The sequence below is a fragment of the Streptomyces sp. NPDC006997 genome (assembly GCF_040635175.1).
GTDB lineage: Bacteria > Actinomycetota > Actinomycetes > Streptomycetales > Streptomycetaceae > Streptomyces.
Window position 1 is genome coordinate 164,808 of sequence record NZ_JBEYHH010000008.1, and the last position, 21,672, is coordinate 186,479.

A 21,672-nucleotide genomic window follows, 5' to 3' on the forward strand; every position below is an offset into this window, starting at 1 on the left:
ACGCCATGAGCAGCAGCACCGTCATCACCAACATCGCGACGCTCGTCACCAACGACCCCTCCCTCGGCGACCACTCACCCCTCGGACTCGTCCAGGACGCGGCCGTCGTCATCGAAGGCGACCGCGTCACGTGGACCGGTGAGTCAAGCAAAGCACCCGCCACTGACAACCGGGTCGACGTCGGCGGCCGGGCCGTCCTCCCCGGCTTCGTCGACTCCCACTCCCACCTGCTGTTCGCGGGCGACCGCACCGCCGAGTTCAACGCCCGCATGTCCGGCCGCCCCTACAGCGCGGGCGGCATCCGCACCACCGTCGCCGCCACCCGCGCCGCCAGCGACGAGCAGCTGGAAGACAACCTCACCCGCCACCTCGCCGAGGCCCTCCGGCAGGGCACCACCACCTTCGAGACCAAGTCCGGCTACGGCCTCACCGTCGCCGACGAGGCCCGCGCCCTGCGCGTCGCCGCCGCGCACACCGACGAGGTCACCTACCTCGGCGCGCACATCGTCGCCCCCGACCTCGCCGACGACCCGGCCGCCTACGTCGCCCTGGTCACCGGCGAGATGCTCGACGCCTGCGCGCCGTACGCCCGCTGGATCGACGTGTTCTGCGAGAAGGGCGCCTTCGACGGCGACCAGGCCCGTGCCGTCCTCACCGCCGGGAAGGCGAAGGGCCTGCACCCCCGCATCCACGCCAACCAGCTCTCCTTCGGCCCCGGCGTGCAGCTCGCCGTCGAACTCGACGCGGCCAGCGCCGACCACTGCACCCACCTCACCGACGCCGACGTGGACGCCCTGGCCCACAGCCGTACCGTCGCCACGCTGCTGCCCGGCGCGGAGTTCTCCACCCGCGCCGCGTGGCCGGACGCCCGCCGCCTGGTGGACGCGGGCGTCACCGTCGCGCTGTCGACCGACTGCAACCCGGGATCGTCGTACACCTCGTCGGTGCCGTTCTGTGTCGCGCTCGCCGTGCGGGACATGGGGATGACACCCGACGAGGCCGTCTGGTCGGCCACCGCGGGCGGCGCGGCGGCGCTCCGGCGCGACGACGTCGGCCGTCTGGGCCCCGGTGCCCGCGCCGACCTCGTCGTCCTCGACGCGCCGAGCCACGTCCACCTCGCCTACCGGCCGGGCGTGCCGTTGGTCACACAGGTGTGGCGCGCGGGACGCCGCGTGGTCTGAAGCGTGTGGCGAAAGTCTCGCCCGGCGTCTGGCACTCCCCCAAGCTCTCGGCTCCGTTCGAGCAGGGGGGACCCCCCCCATGACGCCGTTCGGCCCGCCCTGCGGGCGGACGACGGGACCTTCGCGACACGCCCCTGGGGCCGCGCCCGGACGCGCACCCGGGAACGGCCTCAGAGGGAGGCGCGGTCACTCCTCGACCGTCAGTCCCTTGCGCAGCCGCACCAGCGTGCGCGACAGCAGCCGGGACACGTGCATCTGGGAGATGCCCAGCTCGTCGCCGATCTCCGACTGGGTCATGTTGGCGACGAAGCGCAGGGAAAGGATCCTGCGGTCCCTGGACGGAAGTTCGGCGATCAGCGGCTTCAACGACTCGACGTACTCGATGCCTTCGAGGCCGTGGTCCTCGTAGCCGATGCGGTCCGCGAGGGCGCCCTCGGAGTCGTCCTCCTCGGGCTGGGCGTCCAGCGAGCTGGCGGTGTACGCGTTGGACGCGGCCATGCCCTCCACGACCTCGTCCTCGGAGATGCCGAGCCGCTCGGCCAGTTCGCCGACCGTCGGGGCGCGGTCGAGCCGCTGGGCCAGCTCGTCACCGGCCTTGGCCAGGTCGAGCCGGAGCTCCTGGAGGCGCCGCGGTACGCGCACGGACCAGGAGGTGTCACGGAAGAAGCGCTTGATCTCGCCGATGATGGTTGGCATCGCGAAGGTCGGGAACTCGACGCCACGGCTGAGTTCGAAGCGGTCGATGGCCTTGATCAGACCGATCGTGCCGACCTGGATGATGTCCTCCATCGGCTCGCTGCGGGAGCGGAAGCGGGAGGCGGCGAACTTGACCAGGGCGAGGTTGAGTTCGACGAGCGTGTTGCGGACGTAGGCGTACTCGTGGGTGCCTTCCTCGAGGGACTCCAGCCGCTCGAAGAGGGTCTTGGACAGGGCCCGCGCGTCGAGGGGCGCCACTTCGTCGTACGGGGGGATCTCCGGGAGCCCGGCGAGTACGTCGTCGTGGTCGGCCTCGTGGGCGTCGTGGACGGCGACGGGCGGGGCCGGGGCCGGATGATCCGAAGGGGATGCCGACGTCGCCCTCTGGGTATGCGATGCGTCGAGCCGGGGTGACATGATGTCCTCCATCGTTCTCGGCATATGGCTGCCGAAGCCAATACGTGCACTGCGGTGTGCGGCGCCTCCGAAGCCGGCCGTGTTGGTTACGTGTCCTTACTAGCCCTACCCGCTTCACGGAGCCCACCGCAAGTGCGTTCTGTGGGGAAATGTCCGATTCTGGGAGGATGTTCGGTAGTCGGAGTCGGTCGGGAGGGCGTAGTGTTCGAGGGCAATCAGTCAAGCAGCCACGACCTCGGGAGAGAGACGGCATGGACCACGGGACGGTCGGCAGCGCACAGTCGGGCCGGCTTCTGGTGGAGGTGCGGGAAGAGGGCTCTAGTGCCGTCGTGACCCCGGCGGGTGAGTTGGACCACCACACCGCCGACCTGTTGCGCGAGCCGCTCGACGACTGCCTCGCCAAAGGGCTCAGCCGCCTTGTCATCGACTGCTCGCGGCTGGAGTTCTGCGACTCCACAGGGCTCAACGTGCTGCTCGGCGCCCGGCTGAAGGCGGAGGCCGCCGGTGGCGGCGTCCATCTGGCGGGAATGCTGCCCGTGGTGGCGCGGGTGTTCGAGATCACGGGGGCGGACGCGGTCTTCACGGTTCACGACACCGTCGAGGACGCCTTCCCCGGCGACGCCGGTTGACCCCGTGCGCCGGGCCCGCCCCGCGCCGCCGCGACCGCGCCGTCCGCGCGGCCCGCAGTGGCCCCCGTGCGCGCTGACCGACTCCCGACGTCCCCTGTGGCCTGCGCTTTTCGGCCGTAGCGGGGTTCCCGGCGGAAGGGGGGTGTTCCCCCGGTCCGCTCGGGCAGGAGACAACCTGACACTGGGCGGTGACCGAACCCGGACCCCGGGCGCCGACACTGGGCAGTGGTCGACCGAGTAGTGACTTTTGAAACATGAACTGGTGAATCGGTGAGGTGAAGCGCTGATGAGCACCACCCGGCCCTACCCGCCGGGCGACCGCGGCCCTGAGCCCAGCGGCGCTTCCGGGGCGTCCGCGGGACGTCAGGTCCGCAGGCTGAGCCTCGACGGCGAGAGCGGCGTCGTCCCCATGGCCCGCGATTTCGCCCGGCAGGCACTGCACGCCTGGGGCTGGCTGCCCGCCGCCTCCGCCGATCAGCGGGCCGTCGCCGAGGACGTGCTGCTCGTCGTCTCCGAGCTGGTCACCAACGCCTGTCTGCACGCGGAGGGGCCGGAAGGGCTCCAGATCACCTGCGACAACAAGGTGATCCGCGTCGAGGTCTCCGACCGCGGCACGGGCCAGCCGTCACCGCGCACCCCGCACCGCGCGGGACGGCCCGGCGGCCACGGCATGTTCATCGTGCAGCGGCTCTGCCTGGACTGGGGCGTCGTCCGCGCGCCCGGCGTCGCGGGCAAGACGGTGTGGGCGGAGCTGGCGGCTCCGGCGTAGCCCGCCCCCGCCCCCGGACCCCGCTCCCGCCCGCACGCTTCCCCCACGCCCCGTGTCGTCCTTCCTCTGGTGCTCCGGCGTACCGGGGCGCCCGACCTGACGCGCCGCCAGGAAGCGTGTCAGGGGACCCGGAGGGCGGACGGATGACCGCGTCCTACCGGACGGACCGCAGACACGCCGCCGCGCCCGCATCCGTCGCGGCCCTGGCGGTGGCGGCGCTGCTGACGGCCGCCCCCGCCGCCCCCGCCGCCCCGCCGCCCGGGCCGATGTCGTCGACGTCGACGACGACTGCCCGTGCGAGCCGCCCACCGGTGACAAGGGCGCCGTCTCGCCCATCGACGTCGAGCTGCCGGGCGTCCTCGCCCGGACGCCGGACGCGCCGAGCACGCCGAAGGGCCGCCGCATCCCCCTCGGATGCGGCGGCCCCGCCGGAGCGGGCGGCGTCAGCGCACGCTGCCCATCAGGCCCTTGACCTTGCCCCGGTACATCCAGATCGCGATACCGGCGACCACGGCGAGCGTGGCCTCCATGGCGACGATGCCGGTCTTGTCGAGGTCGACGCCCGCGATGGAGAGCAGACCGGTCGTGGCGTCACCGGCGGTGACGGCCAGGAACCAGACGCCCATCATCTGGGAGGCGTACTTGGCGGGCGCCATCTTGGTGGTCACCGACAGGCCGACGGGGGAGAGCAGCAGCTCACCGACGGTCTGTGTGAAGTAGATCGCGACCAGCCACAGCGCCGCCGCCTTCTGACCGCCTTCGGCGATCGACAGCGGGGCCAGGAAGAGGAAGAAGGAGGCACCCACCAGCACCAGGCCGGAGGCGAACTTCACGATCGTGCTCGGCTCCTTGCCGCGCCGGTTCAGCGCCAGCCAGAACCAGGCGAAGACCGGGGCCAGCGCCATGATCAGGACCGGGTTGACCGACTGGTACCAGGAGACCGGGAACTCCCAGCCGAGGACGCTGTTGTCGGCGGAGGAGTCGGCGAAGATCGACAGGGTCGAGCCGCCCTGGTCGTAGATCATCCAGAAGACCGCCGCGGCGACGAAGAACCAGATGTACGCGGACATCTTCGACTGCTCGGCGCGGTCCAGTTCCTTGTCGCGCTTGATGTTGACCAGCACCATCACCGGGATGATCACACCGAGCAGGGTCAGCGGGACCAGGATCCAGTTCAGCGTGTAGGCGCCGGAGAAGCCGACGACGGCGTAGAACACGACCGCGATACCGGCCCAGATCGCCGCCTTGCGCAGGGTGCCGGACTTCTCCGCGTCGGACAGCGGCTTCGGGACGACGCTGGAGCGGTCGGCCAGGTGGCGGCTGCCGAGCAGGAACTGCACGAGGCCGAGCGCCATGCCGAGCGCGGCGAGCGCGAAGCCGAGGTGCCAGTTGACGTTCTCACCGACGGTGCCGATCACCAGCGGCGCGGCGAACGCGCCGAGGTTGATGCCCATGTAGAAGACGGTGAAGCCGCCGTCGCGGCGCGGGTCGTCCGGGCCGTCGTAGAGGTGGCCGACCATCGTGGAGATGTTGGCCTTCAGCAGCCCGGAGCCGAGGGCGACCAGGCCGAGACCGGCGTAGAAGGTGCCGGAGGCGGGCAGCGCCAGCGTGAGGTGGCCGAGCATGATGACGGCACCGGCCACGGCGACGGTCTTGCGCGGGCCCCAGACCCGGTCGCCGAACCAGCCGCCGGGCATCGCCAGCAGGTACACCAGCGACACGTAGACGGAGTAGATCGCGGTCGCGGTGGCCGCGTTGAGGTTGAGCCCGCCGTCCGCCACGAGGTACAGCGGGAGCAGGGCCCTCATGCCGTAGTAGGAGAAACGCTCCCACATCTCGGTCATGAAGAGGGTGGCCAGTCCGCGGGGGTGGCCGAAGAAGGTCTTCTCGGAACCGGGGGTGCCCGGGGTGACCGAGTCCTTCGTCAGGCTGGACGCCATGGTCGTTCCTTGCTGTCAAGACGCGCGGTGGGGCGCTGCGCGCTCGGTGGGGGGTCGTTTCCTTCCAGCACACGAAGAAGACCCTCAGCGCGAAGAGGTGATGCCTCAACGCTGAAGGTCCTTCACGATGCTACAGGCGTCCGATCACCATACGGCAGGACAGAGGCCGAAATGGAAGGACTTGAGAGATGGATCACAGGAATTGATGGAACCGTAGATCGCTTTCCAAGGATCTTCCTGTGATCCACCTTGCAGACGCAGGTTCGCGTCAGTGGTACGCGAAGGGGGAAGCGGCCCATGGGGCGCGTGGGAGCGCGAGGTACGCGATCACTGCCCGGCCGCTGTCGGCGGCGGACTACCATCACCCCATGACCCGTGTACTGCTCGCCGAGGATGACGCGTCCATCTCGGAGCCACTGGCCCGCGCCCTGCGCAGGGAGGGTTACGAGGTCGAGGTACGCGAGGACGGACCCACCGCGCTGGACGCGGGGATGCAGGGCGGCGTCGACCTGGTCGTGCTCGACCTCGGACTGCCCGGCATGGACGGCCTGGAGGTGGCACGCCGGCTGCGGGCCGAGGGCCACACCGTGCCGATACTGATCCTCACCGCGCGCGCCGACGAGGTGGACACCGTCGTCGGCCTCGACGCGGGCGCCGACGACTACGTCACCAAGCCGTTCCGCCTCGCCGAGCTGCTCGCCCGGGTCCGGGCCCTGCTGCGGCGCGGCGCCGCCGAGCCCCAGCAGCCGCCCGCCACCCACGGCGTGCGCATCGACGTCGAGTCGCACCGCGCCTGGATGGGCGAGGAGGAACTCCAGCTCACCGCGAAGGAGTTCGACCTGCTGCGGGTCCTGGTGCGGGACGCGGGCCGGGTCGTCACCCGCGACCAGCTGATGCGGGAGGTCTGGGACACCACCTGGTGGTCGTCGACGAAGACCCTCGACATGCACATCTCCTGGCTGCGCAAGAAACTGGGCGACGACGCGGCGAACCCCCGCTACATCGCCACCGTGCGCGGCGTGGGCTTCCGCTTCGAGAAGAGCTAGCACCGAGCCGGTAAGAGGACATGCGCCGCCGACTGATCCAGTCCACGCTCGCCGTGGTGCTCGTGGTGATCGCCGTGTTCGGCGTCTCCCTCGTCATCGTGGAGACCCGCACCATCACCGCCAGCGCCCAGGAGCGCGTGGAGTCGGAGGCGGTCCGGCTGGCCAGCATCGTCGACAGCCGCATCCTCGCCGCCGAGCGGATCAGCGCCGACCTCCTCGGGGACCAGTTCGGCGGCGACCAGTACGCCGTCATCCGCATCCCCGGCCGCGCCCCCATCGAGGTCGGCGAGCGGCCGGACGGCGACGTCATCGAGGCCACCCGCACCGGCGAGGAGGGCGAGACGGTCACCGTCCAGGAGCCCCGCTCGGCGGTGACGGGGGAGGTCGCCCGCACCCTGCTGATCATCGGCGCGGTGGCGCTGCTGGCCGTGATCGCCGCCGTACTGCTCGCCGTACGGCAGGCCAACCGGCTGGCCTCGCCGCTCACCGACCTCGCGGAGACCGCCGAACGCCTCGGCTCCGGCGACCCGCGCCCCCGCCACAAGCGGTACGCCGTCCCCGAGCTGGACCGGGTCGCGGACGTCCTGGACGCCTCCGCAGAGCGCATCGCCCGGATGCTCACCGCCGAGCGGCGGCTCGCCGCCGACGCCTCCCACCAGCTCCGCACCCCGCTCACCGCGCTGTCGATGCGGCTTGAGGAGATCACCCTCACCGACGACCCGGACACCGTGAAGGAGGAGGCGACCATCGCGCTCGCGCAGGTCGAACGCCTCACGGACGTCGTCCAGCGGCTGCTGACCAACTCCCGCGACCCGCGCACCGGCTCCGCCGTCACCTTCGACATCGACGAGGTGATCCAGCAGCAGCTCGCCGAGTGGCGCCCCGCCTACCGCAGCGCGGGCCGCGCCATCGTCAGCTCCGGCAAACGGCACCTGCACGCGGTCGGCACCCCCGGCGCCGTCGCCCAGGTGCTGGCGGCGCTGATCGAGAACTCCCTGATGCACGGCGGCGGCACGGTCGCCCTGCGCACCCGGGTCACCGGCAACCAGGCCGTCATCGAGGTCACCGACGAGGGCCCCGGCGTCCCCGCCGACCTGGGCTCACGGATCTTCGAACGGGCGATCAGCGGCCGCAACTCCACCGGCATCGGCCTCGCCGTCGCCCGCGACCTCGCGGAGGCGGACGGCGGACGCCTGGAGATGCTCCAGGCCGCACCGCCGGTGTTCGGACTGTTCCTGTCGCGTACGCCGGTCAGGAAGGAGTCGTCGGAGGAGCGCCGGACGGTGCGGTGACCGGGCGGGCCTCAGACCTGGGCGCGCTGCGGGGGCAGTGCCCGCTCCGCCGCGCCGGCCTGCTCCGGCAGGGGCACGGGCACCGCTATCGGCCCCGGCTCCGCCTCCGCCTCCTGCGGGGGCGCGACCTGCGGCAGCGCCCGGAACACCCACGTCCGGTACGACCAGAAGCGGAACAGCGTCGCGATCCCGATCCCCAGGAACTTGAAGACGTTGTTCTGCAGCGGGCTGTCCCAGCCGAACCCGTACGTCGCCAGGAACAGCACCCCGTTCTCGATCACCAGCCCCACCCCGCTGAACAGCAGGAACAGGGTCATCTCACGCGTCCGGCGGTTCTTGTCCCGGTCGCGGTAGGTGAAGTAGCGGAAGCCCAGGTAGTTGGAGACGATCGCGACGACCGTCGCGACGACGCTGGCGCGCACCACCGGCAGCTCGGTCACCGCGCGCACCAGGTTGAAGACGAGCAGGTTGACGAGCAGGCCCGCACCGCCCACGGCGCCGAACTTCGCGACCTCACGCCAGAGCCGTTCGAGGCGCGGTCGCAGTGCACGTCCCATGGTCGTGCGGCCCCCATCCGTCGGGTTCGTCAACCCGGCCATGCTAACCATCCCCCCTGAGTGATCGCTTGTGGACGGGAGATCGCCCGTGGTGCGGGAGAGGTCGCGATCCGGCCACTCCGGCGCGCCGGATACCCTGGGGTCGTGACGTTCCCGGTAGTCGGCATGGTCGGCGGTGGCCAGCTCGCTCGTATGACCCACGAGGCAGGCATCCCGCTCGGCATCAGGTTCAAGCTCCTCAGTGACACTCCCCAGGACTCGGCGGCGCAGGTCGTGAACGAGGTCGTCGTCGGCGACTATCGCGACCTGGACACGCTGCGCGCCTTCGCACGCGGCTGCGACGTGATCACCTTCGATCACGAGCACGTCCCGACCGAGCACCTGCGGGCCCTGGAAGCGGACGGCATCCCCGTCCGCCCCGGCCCCGACGCGCTCGTCCACGCCCAGGACAAGGGCGTGATGCGGGCGCGGCTCGACGCGATCGGCGTGCCCTGCCCACGGCACCGCGTCGTCGCCGACCCGGCGGACGTGGCCGCGTTCGCCGCGGAAGGGGACGGCTTCCCGGTGGTCCTCAAGACCGTCCGCGGCGGCTACGACGGCAAGGGCGTCTGGGTCGTCGACTCCGTCGAGGAGGCCGAGGCCCCGTTCCGCGCCGGGGTGCCGGTGCTGGCGGAGGAGAAGGTCGACTTCGTCCGGGAACTCGCGGCGAACGTCGTCCGCTCCCCGCACGGCCAGGCCGTCGCCTACCCCGTCGTCGAGTCGCAGCAGGTCGACGGCGTCTGTGACACGGTCATCGCCCCGGCCCCCGGCCTGGACGAGTCCCTCGCGCTGAAGGCCGAGGAGATGGCGCTGCGCATCGCCAAGGAGCTCGGCGTCGTCGGCCACCTCGCCGTCGAACTGTTCCAGACCCGCGACGGCCGCGTCCTCGTCAACGAACTCGCCATGCGCCCGCACAACTCCGGCCACTGGACCATGGACGGCGCGGTCACCAGCCAGTTCGCCAACCACGTCCGGGCCGTCCTCGACCTCCCGCTCGGCGACCCGCGCCCGCGCGCCCCGTGGACGGTCATGGTCAACGTCCTCGGCGGCGACTACCCGGACATGTACTCGGCGTACCTGCACTGCATGGCCCGCGACCCCCAGCTGAAGATCCACATGTACGGCAAGGACGTGAAGCCCGGCCGCAAGGTCGGCCACGTCAACACCTACGGCGACCACCTGGACGACGTACTGGAACGCGCCCGCCACGCGGCCGGCTACCTGAGAGGGACGATCACCGAATGAGCACCGCCGCAGGCCCCGTCGTCGGCATCGTCATGGGGTCGGACTCCGACTGGCCCGTCATGGAGGCCGCCGCGAAGGCCCTCGACGAGTTCGAGGTCGGCTACGAGGTCGACGTCGTCTCCGCGCACCGGATGCCCCGCGAGATGATCGCCTACGGCGAGCAGGCCGCCGACCGCGGACTCAAGGTGATCATCGCCGGTGCGGGCGGCGCCGCCCACCTGCCCGGGATGCTGGCCTCCGTCACCCCGCTGCCGGTGATCGGCGTGCCCGTGCCGCTGAAGTACCTCGACGGCATGGACTCCCTGCTGTCCATCGTGCAGATGCCCGCCGGGGTCCCGGTCGCCACGGTCTCCGTCGCCGGGGCCCGCAACGCCGGACTCCTCGCCGCCCGCATCCTCGCCGCGCACGACGAGGACCTCCTCGCCCGGATGCGGGAGTTCCAGCAGGAGCTCAACGACCAGGCCACCGAGAAGGGCAAGCGGCTGCGCGCCAAGGCGGACGGCGCGGCGGGCTTCGGCTTCGGCGGCGGACAGTGACGGGCGTGAGCCAGCCGCGGCACCGGGAGACCGCCGGGAGCACGCTGGCGACGGCCCGGGAACTGCTGCGGGAGTTCCCGGTCGTCGACGGCCACAACGACCTCCCCTGGGCCCTGCGCGAACAGGTCCGCTACGACCTCGACGCCCGCGACATCGCCACCGACCAGCACGCCCACCTGCACACCGACATCCCCCGGCTGCGGGCGGGCGGCGTCGGAGCGCAGTACTGGTCGGTGTACGTCCGCACGGACTCGCCCGACCCGGTGGCCGCGACGCTGGAACAGATCGACTGCGTACGGCAACTGCTCGACCGCTACCCCGGTGACCTGCGCCCGGCGTTCACCGCCGCCGACCTGGAGGCCGCGCGCGCCGAGGGCCGGATCGCCTCGCTGATGGGCGCCGAGGGCGGCCACTCCATCGCCGACTCCCTCGCCACGCTCCGCGCGCTGCACACCCTCGGCGTGCGCTATATGACCCTCACCCACAACGACAACGTGGCCTGGGCGGACTCCGCGACCGACGCACCCGCCGTCGGCGGGCTGTCCGCGTTCGGCCGTGCGGTGGTCAGGGAGATGAACCGCGAGGGGATGCTCGTGGACCTCTCGCACGTCGCGGCGACGACGATGCGGGACGCGCTGGACACCTCCACCGCGCCGGTGATCTTCTCCCACTCCTCCGCGCGGGCCGTCTGCGACCACCCCCGCAACATCCCCGACGACGTCCTGGAACGCCTGCCCGCCAACGGCGGCGTCGCGATGGTCACCTTCGTGCCCAAGTTCGTCCTCCAGGCCGCCGTCGACTGGACCGCCGCCGCCGACGACAACATGCGCGCCCACGGCTTCCACCACCTCGACACCACGCCCGAGGCGATGAGGGTCCACCGCGCCTTCGAGGAACGGCACCCGCGCCCGGTCGCCACCGTCGCCACGGTCGCCGACCACCTCGACCACATGCGCGAGGTCGCGGGCGTCGACCACCTCGGCATCGGCGGCGACTACGACGGCACGGCGTTCACCCCCGAGGGCCTGAACGACGTCTCCGGCTACCCACACCTGATCGCGGAACTGCTCGACCGCGGCTGGTCCCGGACCGACCTGGCCAAGCTGACCTGGCAGAACGCGGTCCGCGTCCTGGACGCGGCGGAGGCGGTGGCCCGTGACCTGCGGTCCACCCGCGGCCCGTCCAACGCCACGCTGGAGGAACTGGACGGCTGAGGGGGCGTGTCGGGGCGGGTACCCCCGAACGCACCGTCCACCAGGAAGCCCCCCGTGCCGCGTGGGACGGTGGCCGTACAGCGATCACCGCGTACGCACGGAGGGCCGCCATGGCAGAACTCCAGGACGATCTGCACCCCACCACCGAGGTCGCCGCACTCGACGAGCTGCCCCTGGACGCCCCCCTCCCGGCCGCCGCCGCCCCTCCGGCGGACGCGGACTCCGCCCTGCTGGAACGCGCCCACACCCTCCTCGGCGCGCACCCCGTCGCCGACGGCTACAGCGGACTGCCCTGGGCGCTGCGGCTGCTCCCCTGGTACGACCTGGAGGAGGGGGAGAGTGCCGTGCACACCGACGTGCCCCGGCTGCGCCAGGGCCACGTCCGCGCGCTGTTCTGCTCGCTGCACCTGCCGGAGGGGCTGGTCGCCAGCCGGGCCGTGGCCGCCACCCTGGAGCAGCTGGACCTCGTCCGCACGGTCGTCGCGGCCCACCCCGAGGGCCTACGGCTGGCCCGCACCGCCGGACAGGTCATCGACGCCGCCCACTGCGGACGCGTCGCCGTCCTCCTCGGCCCCGCCACCGCCGCCGCCCTGGACGACTCCCTGAACATCCTGCGCGTCCTGCACAGCCTCGGCCTGCGCGTCCTCACCCTCACCGGCACGTCCTGGGCGAGCGGGGCGGGTCTGACCCGGTTCGGGGAGGAGGTGGTGCGGGAGATGAACCGGCTCGGCGTGCTCGCCGACCTCTCCGGCGCCTCCGAGCAGACGAGCGCACGGGTCCTGGACACCTCCAGGACGCCCGTCCTCTTCACCCGCTCGGCCGCCCGCGCCCTGCGCCCGCACCCCGCCAACCTGCCCGACGACCTGCTGGCCCGGCTGGGTGCCGTACAGGGCCTGTGCATGGTTCCGCTGACCGCCGAGCAGACCGGCCCGACGGTCCGGGACGTCGCCGACCACCTGGACCACGTCCGCGCCCTCGCGGGCCCCGACTGCGTGGGCCTGTCCGGCACCTATGACGCCGGGACGGCCCACCCGCAGGAGTTGCGCGACATCTCCTGCTACCCCCACCTCGTCGCGGAACTCCTCCGCCGCGGCTGGAGCGAGACCGACCTCGCCCTGCTCACCTGGGGCAACATGCAGCGGGTCCTGCGCACGGCCGACTGCACGGCCCGCGCGGCGCAGGAGCGCAGGGAGCCGTCGACGGCCCGGATCGCGGAACTGGACGGATAGCTCCCGGGAGGCCTTCAGTGATCGATACGGCAGAGACAGAACGGGTGCCCGGCGGGATCGGCGTACACCCGGAACCCCTTCGCCTCGTGGTCCTCGCTGTCCAGCACCCGCGCGCCGAGGGCGAGCACCCGCTTCTCCGCGAGGTCGATCTCCTCCCACGTCGCCCCGCCGTCGAGGTCGATGTGGAACTGCTGGCCGTTGCGGTCGGCGCGCGGCCACTCCGGCGGCACGTACCCCTCGGCCTGCTGGAAGGCGAGCCGGGGCCCGCCCGGCACCTGCAGGACGACCCAGTCGGCGTCCTCGCCCTCGGGCTCACCGCCGACGATCTCGGCGTAGAACCGCGCGAGGGCACGCGGGTCGGGACAGTCCAGGACGACGGAACGGAATCGGGCGACGCGTGGCATGACTCGGTCTCCTCCAGGTCGGGTGTAAGGGGCTTCAGCAGGCGCAGAGGCAGAACGGGTGCCCGGCGGGATCGGCGTACACCCGCCAGGTCCGCGACCGGTCCTCGGCGTCCAGCACCTTCGCGCCCAGCTCCAGAACGCCCCGCTCGCCCGCGTCCAGGTCCTCGACGGTGAGGTCCAGGTGGAGCTGCTGGGAGTTGCGGTCGGCGCGCGGCCACTCCGGCGGGGTGTACCCGGCGACCTTCTGGAACGCCAGCGTCTGCCCGCCGGGCACCTTCAGTACGACCCACCCCTCGTCCTCGGCCTCCACCTCGCCGCCGAGCACCCCGGCGTAGAACCCGGCCAGCGCGCGCGGATCGGCACAGTCCAGGGCGACGACGTCCAGCTTGGCGAGAGCCACGGCTTCCTCCAGGTCGATAGGGTCGCCGTTACCGGTAGGCACCGGTGAACGGGTAACGGTTACCGCATGATCCCGTAAAGCCGGTAACCTCGCAACCATGAATGACAGAGCGCCCGCACCGGGCGGTCTCGCCCTGATCGAGGCGCTGGTGAACACGGTGGACCTGGCCTCGGGCGCCGACACCCTGGACACGGCGGAGGGCCGCGCCCGCTTCGGCGTCGGGGAGCGGGACCTGCCCGACGTACGCCGCCTCCGCGAGTCCCTCCGCGCGGTCTGCCTGGCCCACGCGGGCCACCCCCCGCACGCCCCGGTCACCCCGCTGGGCGACCTCCTGGCGGGGGCCCCGCTGTACGTGCGGGTGGACCCGGGGGACGGCTCGGCGCACCTGACTCCCGGCTCGGCCGACTCCCTGCTCTCCCGCGTGGCGGCGGCCGTCGCCGAGGCCCTCACCACGGGCACCTGGCAGCGCCTGAAGGCGTGCGAACTGCCGGAGTGCCACTTCGCGTACTACGACCGCAGCCCCGCCGGACGGGGCCGCTGGTGCTCCATGTCGGTCTGCGGCGCCCGCGCCAAGATGCGCCGCTACCGGGCGAAGGGGGCCTGAGCCGCAGGCGGGTGGTGCAGAATGCGTGCAGACGCCGGTTCGGCCGACTGAGCCTCGGCCGAACCGGCGTCGTCGTGCGCGGTCACGCCGTAGGACGCCCCATCGCGCGGTACGTCCACCCCGCCCGCCGCCACAGCTCGGGGTCGAGGGCGTTGCGCCCGTCGAGGACGACCCGGGCGGCGGCGACCTCACCGAGCGCGGCCGGGTCCAGCTCCCGGAACTCCCGCCACTCGGTGAGATGGAGTACGACATCGGCGCCGCGTACGGCGTCCAGCGCGGAGTCGGCGTAGCCGAGGGTGGGGAAGATGCGGCGGGCGTTCTCCATGCCCTTGGGGTCGTAGACGGTGACCTGGCCGCCCTGGAGGTGGATCTGACCGGCGACGTTCAGGGCGGGGGAGTCGCGGACGTCGTCGGAGTCGGGCTTGAAGGTGGCCCCGAGCACCGCGACCCGCTTCCCCAGGAACGGCCCGCCGCCCAGGGCCTGCCGGGCCAGCTCGACCATCTGCCCGCGCTGCCGCATGTTGATGGAGTCGATCTCGCGCAGGAAGGTCAGCGCCTGGTCGGCGCCCAGCTCACCGGCGCGGGCCATGAACGCCCGGATGTCCTTCGGCAGGCACCCGCCGCCGAACCCGATCCCGGCGCGCAGGAACTTCTTCCCGATCCGGTCGTCGTGCCCGATGGCCTCGGCCAGCTTGGCCACGTCCCCACCGGCGGCCTCGCACACCTCGGCCATGGCGTTGATGAAGGAGATCTTGGTGGCGAGGAAGGAGTTGGCGGAGGTCTTCACCAGCTCGGCGGTGGGGAAGTCGGTGACGACGAACGGCGACCCCTCCTCGACGGGCGTGGCGTACACCTCCCGCAGCAGCTTCTCGGCCCGCTCACTGCGCACCCCGGCCACGATCCGGTCGGGATGCAGCGTGTCGTCGACGGCGAACCCTTCCCGCAGGAACTCGGGATTCCAGGCCAGCTCAACGGCTTCCCCCCCGGGCGCGTGCCGGGCGAGGTAGTCGGCGAGCCGGTCGGCGGACCCGACGGGCACGGTGGACTTGCCGACGACGAGGGCGGGCCCGGTCAGATGCGGCGCGAGCGCCCCGAAGGCGGCGTCCACATGTGACATGTCACACGCGTACTCCCCGTGCCGCTGGGGCGTGTTCACACACACGAAGTGGACGTCACCGAAGGCCGCGACCTCGGCGTAGTCGGTGGTGAACCGCAGCCGCCCGCTGGCCCCCTCGATCCCGGCCACGTGCTTGCGCAACAGCTCCTCAAGCCCCGGCTCGTACATCGGGACCTCGCCGCGCTGGAGCATCTTGATCTTCTCCGGCACGACGTCGAGCCCCAGCACCTCGAACCCCAGCTCGGCCATGGCCGCCGCGTGGGTCGCGCCGAGGTAGCCGGTACCGATCACGGTGATCTTGAGGGCCATGGATGCTCCTGGGAAAACGGCGTGGATGCGCTGGTCGAGCATAGCCCTCGGGCACCTTGGGCAGCTTTCCCGCTGTCGCCTAACTCACGTATCCCTGGGCGGGGGGCGACCTCTAAAATCCGTGTTACTTAACGGTAATTAGCACACTGGTAGGTACCGGTACCACCGCATCGTTCTGGAGCGTGAGAGACCTTGGCCGGATCGGCTGACTTCGACCTGTACCGCCCGTCCGAGGAGCACGACATGCTCCGCGACGCCGTCCGCTCGCTGGCCGAGGCGAAGATCGCGCCGTACGCCGCCGCGGTGGACGAGGACGCCCGCTTCCCGCAGGAGGCGCACGACGCCCTGGTGGCGAACGACCTGCACGCCGTGCACGTCCCCGAGTCCTACGGCGGCGCGGGCGCGGACGCGCTGGCCACGGTGATCGTGATCGAGGAGGTGGCCCGCGTCTGCGCCTCCTCCTCCCTGATCCCCGCGGTGAACAAGCTGGGCTCCCTCCCGGTGATCCTCTCCGGTTCGGAGGACCTCAAGAAGAGGTACATGACCCCGCTCGCCAAGGGCGAGGGCATGTTCTCGTACTGCCTGTCGGAGCCGGACGCGGGCTCGGACGCGGCGGGCATGAAGACGAAGGCGGTCCGAGACGGCGACCACTACGTGCTCAACGGCGTGAAGCGCTGGATCACCAACGCGGGCGTGTCGGAGTTCTACACGGTGATGGCGGTCACCGACCCCACCAAGCGCTCGAAGGGCATCTCGGCCTTCGTCGTCGAGAAGTCGGACGAGGGCGTGTCCTTCGGCGCCCCCGAGAAGAAGCTGGGCATCAAGGGCTCCCCGACCCGCGAGGTCTACCTGGACAACGTCCGCGTCCCCGCGGACCGCATGATCGGCGCGGAGGGCACGGGCTTCGCCACGGCGATGAAGACCCTGGACCACACCCGCATCACCATCGCCGCCCAGGCCCTCGGCATCGCCCAGGGCGCCCTCGACTACGCCAAGGGCTACGTCCAGGAGCGCAAGCAGTTCGGCAAGCCGATCGCCGACTTCCAGGGCATCCAGTTCATGCTCGCCGACATGGCCATGAAGATCTCCGCCGCCCGCGCCCTGACCTACCAGGCCGCCGCCGCCTCGGAACGCGGCGACGCCGACCTGACCTACCTGGGCGCGGCGGCCAAGTGCTTCGCCTCGGACGTCGCCATGGAGGCCACGACGGACGCCGTCCAGCTCCTCGGCGGCTACGGCTACACCCGCGACTACCCGGTCGAGCGCATGATGCGCGACGCCAAGATCACCCAGATCTACGAGGGCACGAACCAGGTCCAGCGCATCGTGATGGCCCGCAACCTGCCGTAACCGACGGTCGAAGACCCTCGGCCCGCTCCGGCGGCACGCCGGACGCGGTTGACGCATCCCGTCTCAGCACGCGGCTCGATGGGAGCGGATGGCGCAGCGACACGCCCCTGCGCCCCGTCCTTACGGGACATCCGCTCCCATCGAGGCCCAGGCGTGCCCCGACACCTCCTCGTCGCGTCGACTACGTGACGGGGCAGACCAGTTCGCCCTGCGCACGCAGCGGGGAACAGGTGACCACGGCCAGGGACAGGTACGAGGGACGTTCCAGGTAGAAGCCGTACGACACGTCAGCGCCCCGGCGCAGCCTCTCGGCGGCGGCGTTCACCAGCCGCGCCAACCGGCTCGTCTCCCGGTCCCGCTCGGACGCGAACCGCGGCGCGTACTCGGCCAGCCGCTCACCGAGCCACGAGGCGGCCTCCTTCGCCTCCTCCCACGTGCCACGAACCAAGGAACGCGGCTTGACCAACCAGTACGCCGTTTCGAGCGGCGGCAGATCCGAAGTGGGAAACCCCGCGGCTACCTCGCGGTACCGCTGAACCAGTTCCGGTCTGCTTCCGGCCGGGGGCGGCTCAGGGTGCGGGGGCCGCCGGAGCGCTTCCTGGTCGAAACGTACTTTCGGGCCGGTCCACAGATACCCGTGATGGTGCACCAGTCGTTCCTGTCCGTGAGGTGCCAGCCGGGCTGGTCCCGGGAGCGGGGCGGACCCGGCCCGGCTGGCTGGAGGGGGAGGATCAGACGTTCAGACCGAACCGCGCCGGGTCGATACCGGCCGCGTCCAACTCCCGCGTGGTGAACCGCAGCGGTTCCGCACTCGGCCGCTTGCTGTCGCCCAGGGCCCAGGTGTCGTCACCGATCCGGGCCAGGGTCACGCACGCCTCGCCGTCCGGGTGAGTGCTTCCCCCGCACGCCTTCACGAACGAGGCCCCGCTGATGTCGAGCGCGTACAGGTGGGTTCCGTTCAGCATCACTGCACCTTCCTGCTAACTAATCGCGGCCATGGCTGACCGCCGCCGCCCGTGCGGGCGGGAGTCCAGGTCCCCGGAAGCTGGGGCAGGAGGGATCTACTCGGCGCGAACGACCACCGCGAACGAGGTCCTGATACGGCGGAAACCGGCGTGGCCGGACCGGCCCGTGTGGCTCATGCACTCCACATCGACGGACGCTGACACGGTGGACGGCGTCGCCTTCCACTTGCAGTGAAGGCACTCGGCCTCAAAGGTCACGTCCGTATCCGGGTGCTCGGTGATCCGGTGCATCACGTACCGCATGGCCGTTCTGACGCTCACAGCCCACCCCCACGGCTCCGTGCGTCGGACTCAGCAACGTTGCTGCTCAGCCCTTCCGGCGGCCGGTTCGGCGGGTCGTTGTAGTCAGGGCACCTCGGGCTCCCGCACTCGCAGCGGGGCCAGCTCAAAGCCGAACCGGGCGCCAAATCCGCGCCTTCGAAGCCAGGTGCGCTCTCCTGCACCATGAGCACGCCGCCGACGCCGATTGCTCCCGAGAGGCGGGAGAGGAACTCTCGGGCCTCACCGCTGCCCAGATGATCAGCCGCTTCGGCGTTCTGCGCTTCCCTCTCGCCCATCGCACCCTCCTGATCGGTTCCGCGTCGATGTGCCGACGGTAGGAACCGCAGAGCGTGAGGTTCCACAATCTTGCACAGACTTGCACGCCAATCTGCTTGGCGAGTGGCGCTATTGACGGTGTATCCGCAGTTCAACGAAGCTGATGCAAGCCCGAGCAAGCACCTAGACCAGGGAGCCAGCCATGGCCGTAGCGTTCGTTGGAATCGACCCCGAAACGGACCGGGACCACTGCCCCACCGTGTGGGTGGACGCGGAAGCTCAGGAGATCTTGTTGCAGGGGTGGAAGCCGAGCATCGAGACTCAGACGGTGTGCGAGGCGACCAGCCCCGCGAACGGTTCGGTGCCAGACACTGAGGCCATCGTCAGGATTCCGGCCCGGATGATCCCGATGATCAGGGAGGCGTGTGATGCCGTCGAGCGTGCCCAGCTTCGCTGAGCTGCTTGGCCAGTGCGAGCGATCCGCCGTTCACCTGGAACTCCGTGATTCATACGCCCCCACCGATCGGTTTGAGGCGTGGAAGCGGGGTGAGCGGATCGATTGGGAGGACCGCGCATCCTGGTGGCATCCCTACGATCAGTTGATCGCGGACACCGTGGCCCGGGGCGTGGCGATCCGTCGGGCCCGGGTGGTCTCCGAGCCTGTGTCGGACTACATCCGCTGGGAGCACTACGTCACCCGCGCCAACGTCACGGCGGGCGAGGAAGTGCGGTGGTTGCCACGGCGGCGGGCTACGAGTATCGCCCTGCCGGGCAATGACTTCTGGCTCTTCGATGGCACCCTGCTCCGGGTGCACCACTTCTCAGGTGATGGAGTGGTGGTGGAAGACGAGATCACGGCGGACCCGGAAGCTGTGAAGCTGTGCTCCGCCGCCTTCGAAGCGGTCTGGGAGCGAGCGATTCCGCACCACATGTACGAGATCTGACGAAAGCCAGCGCCATGCCCCCACACGCCTCCTCGCGCGTTCAGAAGGCCCGTGAAGAACTGGCTGGCCGTCTGCGTGAGATCAGGAAGGACGCGGGGATCAGCGGGCGGGAGCTGGCTGTCAGGTGCGGCTGGTCGGAGTCGAAGTCCTCCCGGATCGAGAATGCCAAGACTCCTCCGTCAGACGCGGATATCAAAGCGTGGTGTCGAGCCTGCGGCGCTGATGACCAGGCCCCCGACCTGATCGCTGCCAACAGACAGTCCGCAGATGCCCATGTGCAGTGGAGACGACTCCAGCGAAGCGGCCTCCGCCGGTTGCAGGAGTCCACTGGAGACCTGTACCAACAAACAAAGATATTCAGGGTCTACGTCTCCGATGTGATTCCCGGTTTCCTCCAGACGCCCGGATACGCCGCTGCCCTTCTGTCGTCCATCGCAGACTTCCGGGGGACCCCGGACGATGTGAGCGATGCTGTTGCGGCCCGTATGAGACGTAACGAGGTGCTGAGCAGTGGCACACGCCGGTTTTCATTCGTACTGGAGGAGTCGGTGTTGCGGTACCGGCTGTGCAGCGCGGACACCATGGCGGCACAGCTTGGTCATCTGCTTGGGGCGATGGAACTCCCGAACGTCGCCGTGGGGCTCATCCCGTTCTCAGTGCAACGAACCGTTTGGCCCATGCCAACGTTCACGATCTTCGACGACAGCAGGGTGCACGCGGACACGCTGGACGCGGCTGCCACCCTCACGCAGCCCAGCCAGGTCGAGCTATACGCCCGAGCCTTTGAGCGGCTGTCACAGGGGGCCGCGCGGGGAGCGGCAGCGCGATGCCTGATAGCGGATGCGGTGGCGTCTCTTACGTGACAGGTGATGCGGCACAGCCCTTGTGAGCGAGCACGGGGAAATGTTGGGGAGCCCCCTCTGTGAGGGGTATTCGTGCAGTTCACGGCCGTATGGCCTGTAAAGCACCCAGATTTATGAAGGCACGGACCAGGTCCAGCGCATCGTGATGGCGCGGAACCTTCCCCAGCAGGGTTTGTGCAGGTCAGAAGCTGTTTCGAAGGTCCGGAGGGGCACCCTCGGCTTTCTGTCCGTTGCAGCTACTGACCTGCACAAACAGCACAGCCCCCGGCGTGACGCCGGGGGCTGTTGTCGTACGCGGATCAGGCGACCTCTGACGCCTCGGATGGGAACATGAGGGCGCCACGGGCGACTGCTTTGGCCTTCTTTCCGGATGCCTGGTGCAGTGCCCGCGGTGCGGCCCCCAACTGTGCCCGGTTCACGCCCCGTACTTGGCCCACCATTCAGTGAACGGCTCAGCGTGGGCGAGTGCCGTGTCACGGTACCCGGCGAATTCTGCCGCTCGCTCCGGTGGCAGGGCTTCCGAACCCAGGTACTTTCCAGCGCCGTCGTAGTTCATCACGGCCACGGACTCGGAGTCGAACAGCCAGAAGTCAGGTACGTCCGGTAGCGGGTTCCGCCTGTCGGTGACGTCCAGAACGAAGAACTCCTCCCCTCCAGACATGTTCTTCTGGTACCCCCACCCGAGTTCGAACCTGAGATAGTCCGTGAGAGGGCGGCGCAGGATGTGTACCCGGTAGACCCGTTTCCCTGCACCAGTGAGTGAGCGGAGTTGTTTGACCCACCCCGCGTTGTAGTTGTCCGGCTGCAACTCCCCGGCCAGGAATGCGTGATAGGCCTCGACGTTCCCCGACTTGCTGTATTCATCGAGGGTTTCGAGCCGGAACGCCTCACGCTGGAACGTGTCGAAGAGGTCGCCGAGGGTCCTAGACGAGGTGGTCACGGATGGCCTTCTGGATCAGTTCCATCGGGATTTCTACCAGGGTTTCATGAGCGGGTGAAGGGCCCATCCCCGCGGGTGCGGGGAGCAGAGCCGCACGCGCTCGGGCCCGTTGACTGCCGTGGGACCATCCCCGCGGGTGCGGGGAGCAGGTCTACGCCAGCAAGGACGTCGCGAAGGGCCCGGGACCATCCCCGCGGGTGCGGGGAGCAGGACATCGAGCTGGACGAGGACGCGAACGGCCAGGGACCATCCCCGCGGGTGCGGGGAGCAGGTTGACGACCCGGCCGACGTGCAGGCCGTCTGGGGACCATCCCCGCGGGTGCGGGGAGCAGTCCGGGATCGCCGAGTACCAGCGCCGCGCCGCGGGACCATCCCCGCGGGTGCGGGGA

23 protein-coding genes and 1 CRISPR repeat array (1 of these 24 cut by a window edge) are annotated in these 21,672 nt (G+C 70.5%); of the genes, 14 read left to right on the forward strand and 9 right to left on the reverse strand.

Going from position 1 to position 21,672, the window contains the following annotated elements; genetic code table 11:
* Window positions 1-5 precede the first annotated feature (5 nt).
* On the forward strand, window positions 6-1,181 hold the full coding sequence (gene hutI, locus ABZ659_RS10665) for an imidazolonepropionase (RefSeq protein ID WP_360216150.1): 1,176 nt from the start codon (window positions 6-8) through the stop codon (window positions 1,179-1,181).
* A 186-nt stretch (window positions 1,182-1,367) separates the two neighbouring features.
* Here hutI and ABZ659_RS10670 read toward each other — a convergent pair whose 3' ends face one another.
* On the reverse strand, window positions 1,368-2,306 hold the full coding sequence (locus ABZ659_RS10670; protein WP_360216153.1) for an RNA polymerase sigma factor SigF: 939 nt from the start codon (window positions 2,304-2,306) through the stop codon (window positions 1,368-1,370).
* A gap of 239 nt (window positions 2,307-2,545) precedes the next feature.
* Here ABZ659_RS10670 and ABZ659_RS10675 point away from each other — a divergent pair, with 239 nt between their 5' ends.
* A complete protein-coding gene (locus tag ABZ659_RS10675; protein ID WP_360216156.1) occupies window positions 2,546-2,923 on the forward strand; it encodes an STAS domain-containing protein in 378 nt (125 codons plus the stop codon).
* Between the two features lie 286 nt (window positions 2,924-3,209).
* Window positions 3,210-3,692: an ATP-binding protein gene (locus ABZ659_RS10680; protein WP_360216159.1), complete on the forward strand. Its 483-nt coding sequence runs from the start codon at window positions 3,210-3,212 to the stop codon at window positions 3,690-3,692.
* 443 nt (window positions 3,693-4,135) lie between these two features.
* On the opposite strand, the gene ABZ659_RS10685 is transcribed toward ABZ659_RS10680, so the two are convergent.
* Window positions 4,136-5,632, reverse strand: a complete 1,497-nt coding sequence (locus ABZ659_RS10685) for an oligopeptide:H+ symporter (RefSeq protein ID WP_360216162.1) — start codon at window positions 5,630-5,632, stop codon at window positions 4,136-4,138.
* 368 nt (window positions 5,633-6,000) lie between these two features.
* On the opposite strand from ABZ659_RS10685, the gene ABZ659_RS10690 reads away from it, so the two are divergent.
* A complete protein-coding gene (locus ABZ659_RS10690) occupies window positions 6,001-6,678 on the forward strand; it encodes a response regulator transcription factor (RefSeq protein WP_235457590.1) in 678 nt (225 codons plus the stop codon).
* A gap of 20 nt (window positions 6,679-6,698) precedes the next feature.
* Window positions 6,699-7,970, forward strand: a complete 1,272-nt coding sequence (locus tag ABZ659_RS10695) for an ATP-binding protein (RefSeq protein WP_360216165.1) — start codon at window positions 6,699-6,701, stop codon at window positions 7,968-7,970.
* A gap of 11 nt (window positions 7,971-7,981) precedes the next feature.
* Here the strand turns inward: ABZ659_RS10695 and ABZ659_RS10700 are convergent, their stop codons facing one another.
* Complete coding sequence (locus tag ABZ659_RS10700; RefSeq protein ID WP_360216168.1) at window positions 7,982-8,527, reverse strand: GtrA family protein; 546 nt, start codon at window positions 8,525-8,527, stop codon at window positions 7,982-7,984.
* A 144-nt stretch (window positions 8,528-8,671) separates the two neighbouring features.
* On the opposite strand from ABZ659_RS10700, the gene ABZ659_RS10705 reads away from it, so the two are divergent.
* The 4 genes from ABZ659_RS10705 to ABZ659_RS10720 all read left to right on the forward strand — a co-directional run bounded on the left by ABZ659_RS10705 (window position 8,672) and on the right by ABZ659_RS10720 (window position 12,790).
* Entirely contained in the window at window positions 8,672-9,811 is a 1,140-nt protein-coding gene (locus ABZ659_RS10705) for a 5-(carboxyamino)imidazole ribonucleotide synthase (RefSeq protein ID WP_360216171.1), read from the forward strand.
* Window positions 9,808-10,347 carry a 5-(carboxyamino)imidazole ribonucleotide mutase gene (gene purE, locus ABZ659_RS10710; protein ID WP_360216174.1) on the forward strand — a complete coding sequence of 180 codons (540 nt, stop codon included), beginning with the start codon at window positions 9,808-9,810 and terminating at the stop codon, window positions 10,345-10,347. Before ABZ659_RS10705 ends, purE begins: the two co-directional genes overlap by 4 nt.
* 5 nt (window positions 10,348-10,352) lie before the next feature.
* Window positions 10,353-11,561: a dipeptidase gene (locus tag ABZ659_RS10715; protein ID WP_360216177.1), complete on the forward strand. Its 1,209-nt coding sequence runs from the start codon at window positions 10,353-10,355 to the stop codon at window positions 11,559-11,561.
* A 110-nt stretch (window positions 11,562-11,671) separates the two neighbouring features.
* Entirely contained in the window at window positions 11,672-12,790 is a 1,119-nt protein-coding gene (locus tag ABZ659_RS10720; protein ID WP_360216180.1) for a dipeptidase, read from the forward strand.
* 14 nt (window positions 12,791-12,804) lie between these two features.
* Here the strand turns inward: ABZ659_RS10720 and ABZ659_RS10725 are convergent, their stop codons facing one another.
* Entirely contained in the window at window positions 12,805-13,194 is a 390-nt protein-coding gene (locus ABZ659_RS10725; RefSeq protein WP_360216183.1) for a VOC family protein, read from the reverse strand.
* A gap of 34 nt (window positions 13,195-13,228) precedes the next feature.
* Window positions 13,229-13,594, reverse strand: coding sequence for a VOC family protein (locus ABZ659_RS10730; RefSeq protein WP_360216343.1), 366 nt, complete (start codon window positions 13,592-13,594; stop codon window positions 13,229-13,231).
* Window positions 13,595-13,691: 97 nt separating this feature from the next.
* Here ABZ659_RS10730 and ABZ659_RS10735 point away from each other — a divergent pair, with 97 nt between their 5' ends.
* Window positions 13,692-14,198: a CGNR zinc finger domain-containing protein gene (locus ABZ659_RS10735; RefSeq protein WP_360216186.1), complete on the forward strand. Its 507-nt coding sequence runs from the start codon at window positions 13,692-13,694 to the stop codon at window positions 14,196-14,198.
* A gap of 82 nt (window positions 14,199-14,280) precedes the next feature.
* On the opposite strand, the gene ABZ659_RS10740 is transcribed toward ABZ659_RS10735, so the two are convergent.
* On the reverse strand, window positions 14,281-15,624 hold the full coding sequence (locus tag ABZ659_RS10740; RefSeq protein WP_360216189.1) for a UDP-glucose/GDP-mannose dehydrogenase family protein: 1,344 nt from the start codon (window positions 15,622-15,624) through the stop codon (window positions 14,281-14,283).
* Window positions 15,625-15,816: 192 nt separating this feature from the next.
* On the opposite strand from ABZ659_RS10740, the gene ABZ659_RS10745 reads away from it, so the two are divergent.
* Window positions 15,817-16,974, forward strand: a complete 1,158-nt coding sequence (locus ABZ659_RS10745; protein ID WP_360216192.1) for an acyl-CoA dehydrogenase family protein — start codon at window positions 15,817-15,819, stop codon at window positions 16,972-16,974.
* A 181-nt stretch (window positions 16,975-17,155) separates the two neighbouring features.
* Here ABZ659_RS10745 and ABZ659_RS10750 read toward each other — a convergent pair whose 3' ends face one another.
* Entirely contained in the window at window positions 17,156-17,623 is a 468-nt protein-coding gene (locus ABZ659_RS10750) for a hypothetical protein (RefSeq protein ID WP_360216195.1), read from the reverse strand.
* Between the two features lie 82 nt (window positions 17,624-17,705).
* Window positions 17,706-17,939 carry a DUF397 domain-containing protein gene (locus ABZ659_RS10755; RefSeq protein WP_360216198.1) on the reverse strand — a complete coding sequence of 78 codons (234 nt, stop codon included), beginning with the start codon at window positions 17,937-17,939 and terminating at the stop codon, window positions 17,706-17,708.
* A 799-nt stretch (window positions 17,940-18,738) separates the two neighbouring features.
* On the opposite strand from ABZ659_RS10755, the gene ABZ659_RS10760 reads away from it, so the two are divergent.
* From ABZ659_RS10760 to ABZ659_RS10770, 3 genes are read left to right on the forward strand one after another with little or no spacing between them, the layout of a single operon-like run.
* On the forward strand, window positions 18,739-18,993 hold the full coding sequence (locus tag ABZ659_RS10760) for a hypothetical protein (protein ID WP_360216201.1): 255 nt from the start codon (window positions 18,739-18,741) through the stop codon (window positions 18,991-18,993).
* Complete coding sequence (locus ABZ659_RS10765) at window positions 18,965-19,480, forward strand: DUF6879 family protein (protein WP_360216204.1); 516 nt, start codon at window positions 18,965-18,967, stop codon at window positions 19,478-19,480. The genes ABZ659_RS10760 and ABZ659_RS10765 overlap by 29 nt, the downstream gene beginning before the upstream one ends.
* Window positions 19,481-19,494: 14 nt before the next feature.
* Window positions 19,495-20,343, forward strand: coding sequence for a helix-turn-helix transcriptional regulator (locus ABZ659_RS10770; RefSeq protein WP_360216207.1), 849 nt, complete (start codon window positions 19,495-19,497; stop codon window positions 20,341-20,343).
* A gap of 415 nt (window positions 20,344-20,758) precedes the next feature.
* Here ABZ659_RS10770 and ABZ659_RS10775 read toward each other — a convergent pair whose 3' ends face one another.
* Window positions 20,759-21,283: a DUF6879 family protein gene (locus ABZ659_RS10775; RefSeq protein WP_360216210.1), complete on the reverse strand. Its 525-nt coding sequence runs from the start codon at window positions 21,281-21,283 to the stop codon at window positions 20,759-20,761.
* Between the two features lie 59 nt (window positions 21,284-21,342).
* Window positions 21,343-21,672: a CRISPR direct-repeat array (repeat unit 29 nt; unit sequence GGGACCATCCCCGCGGGTGCGGGGAGCAG) (it continues 797 nt past the right edge of the window).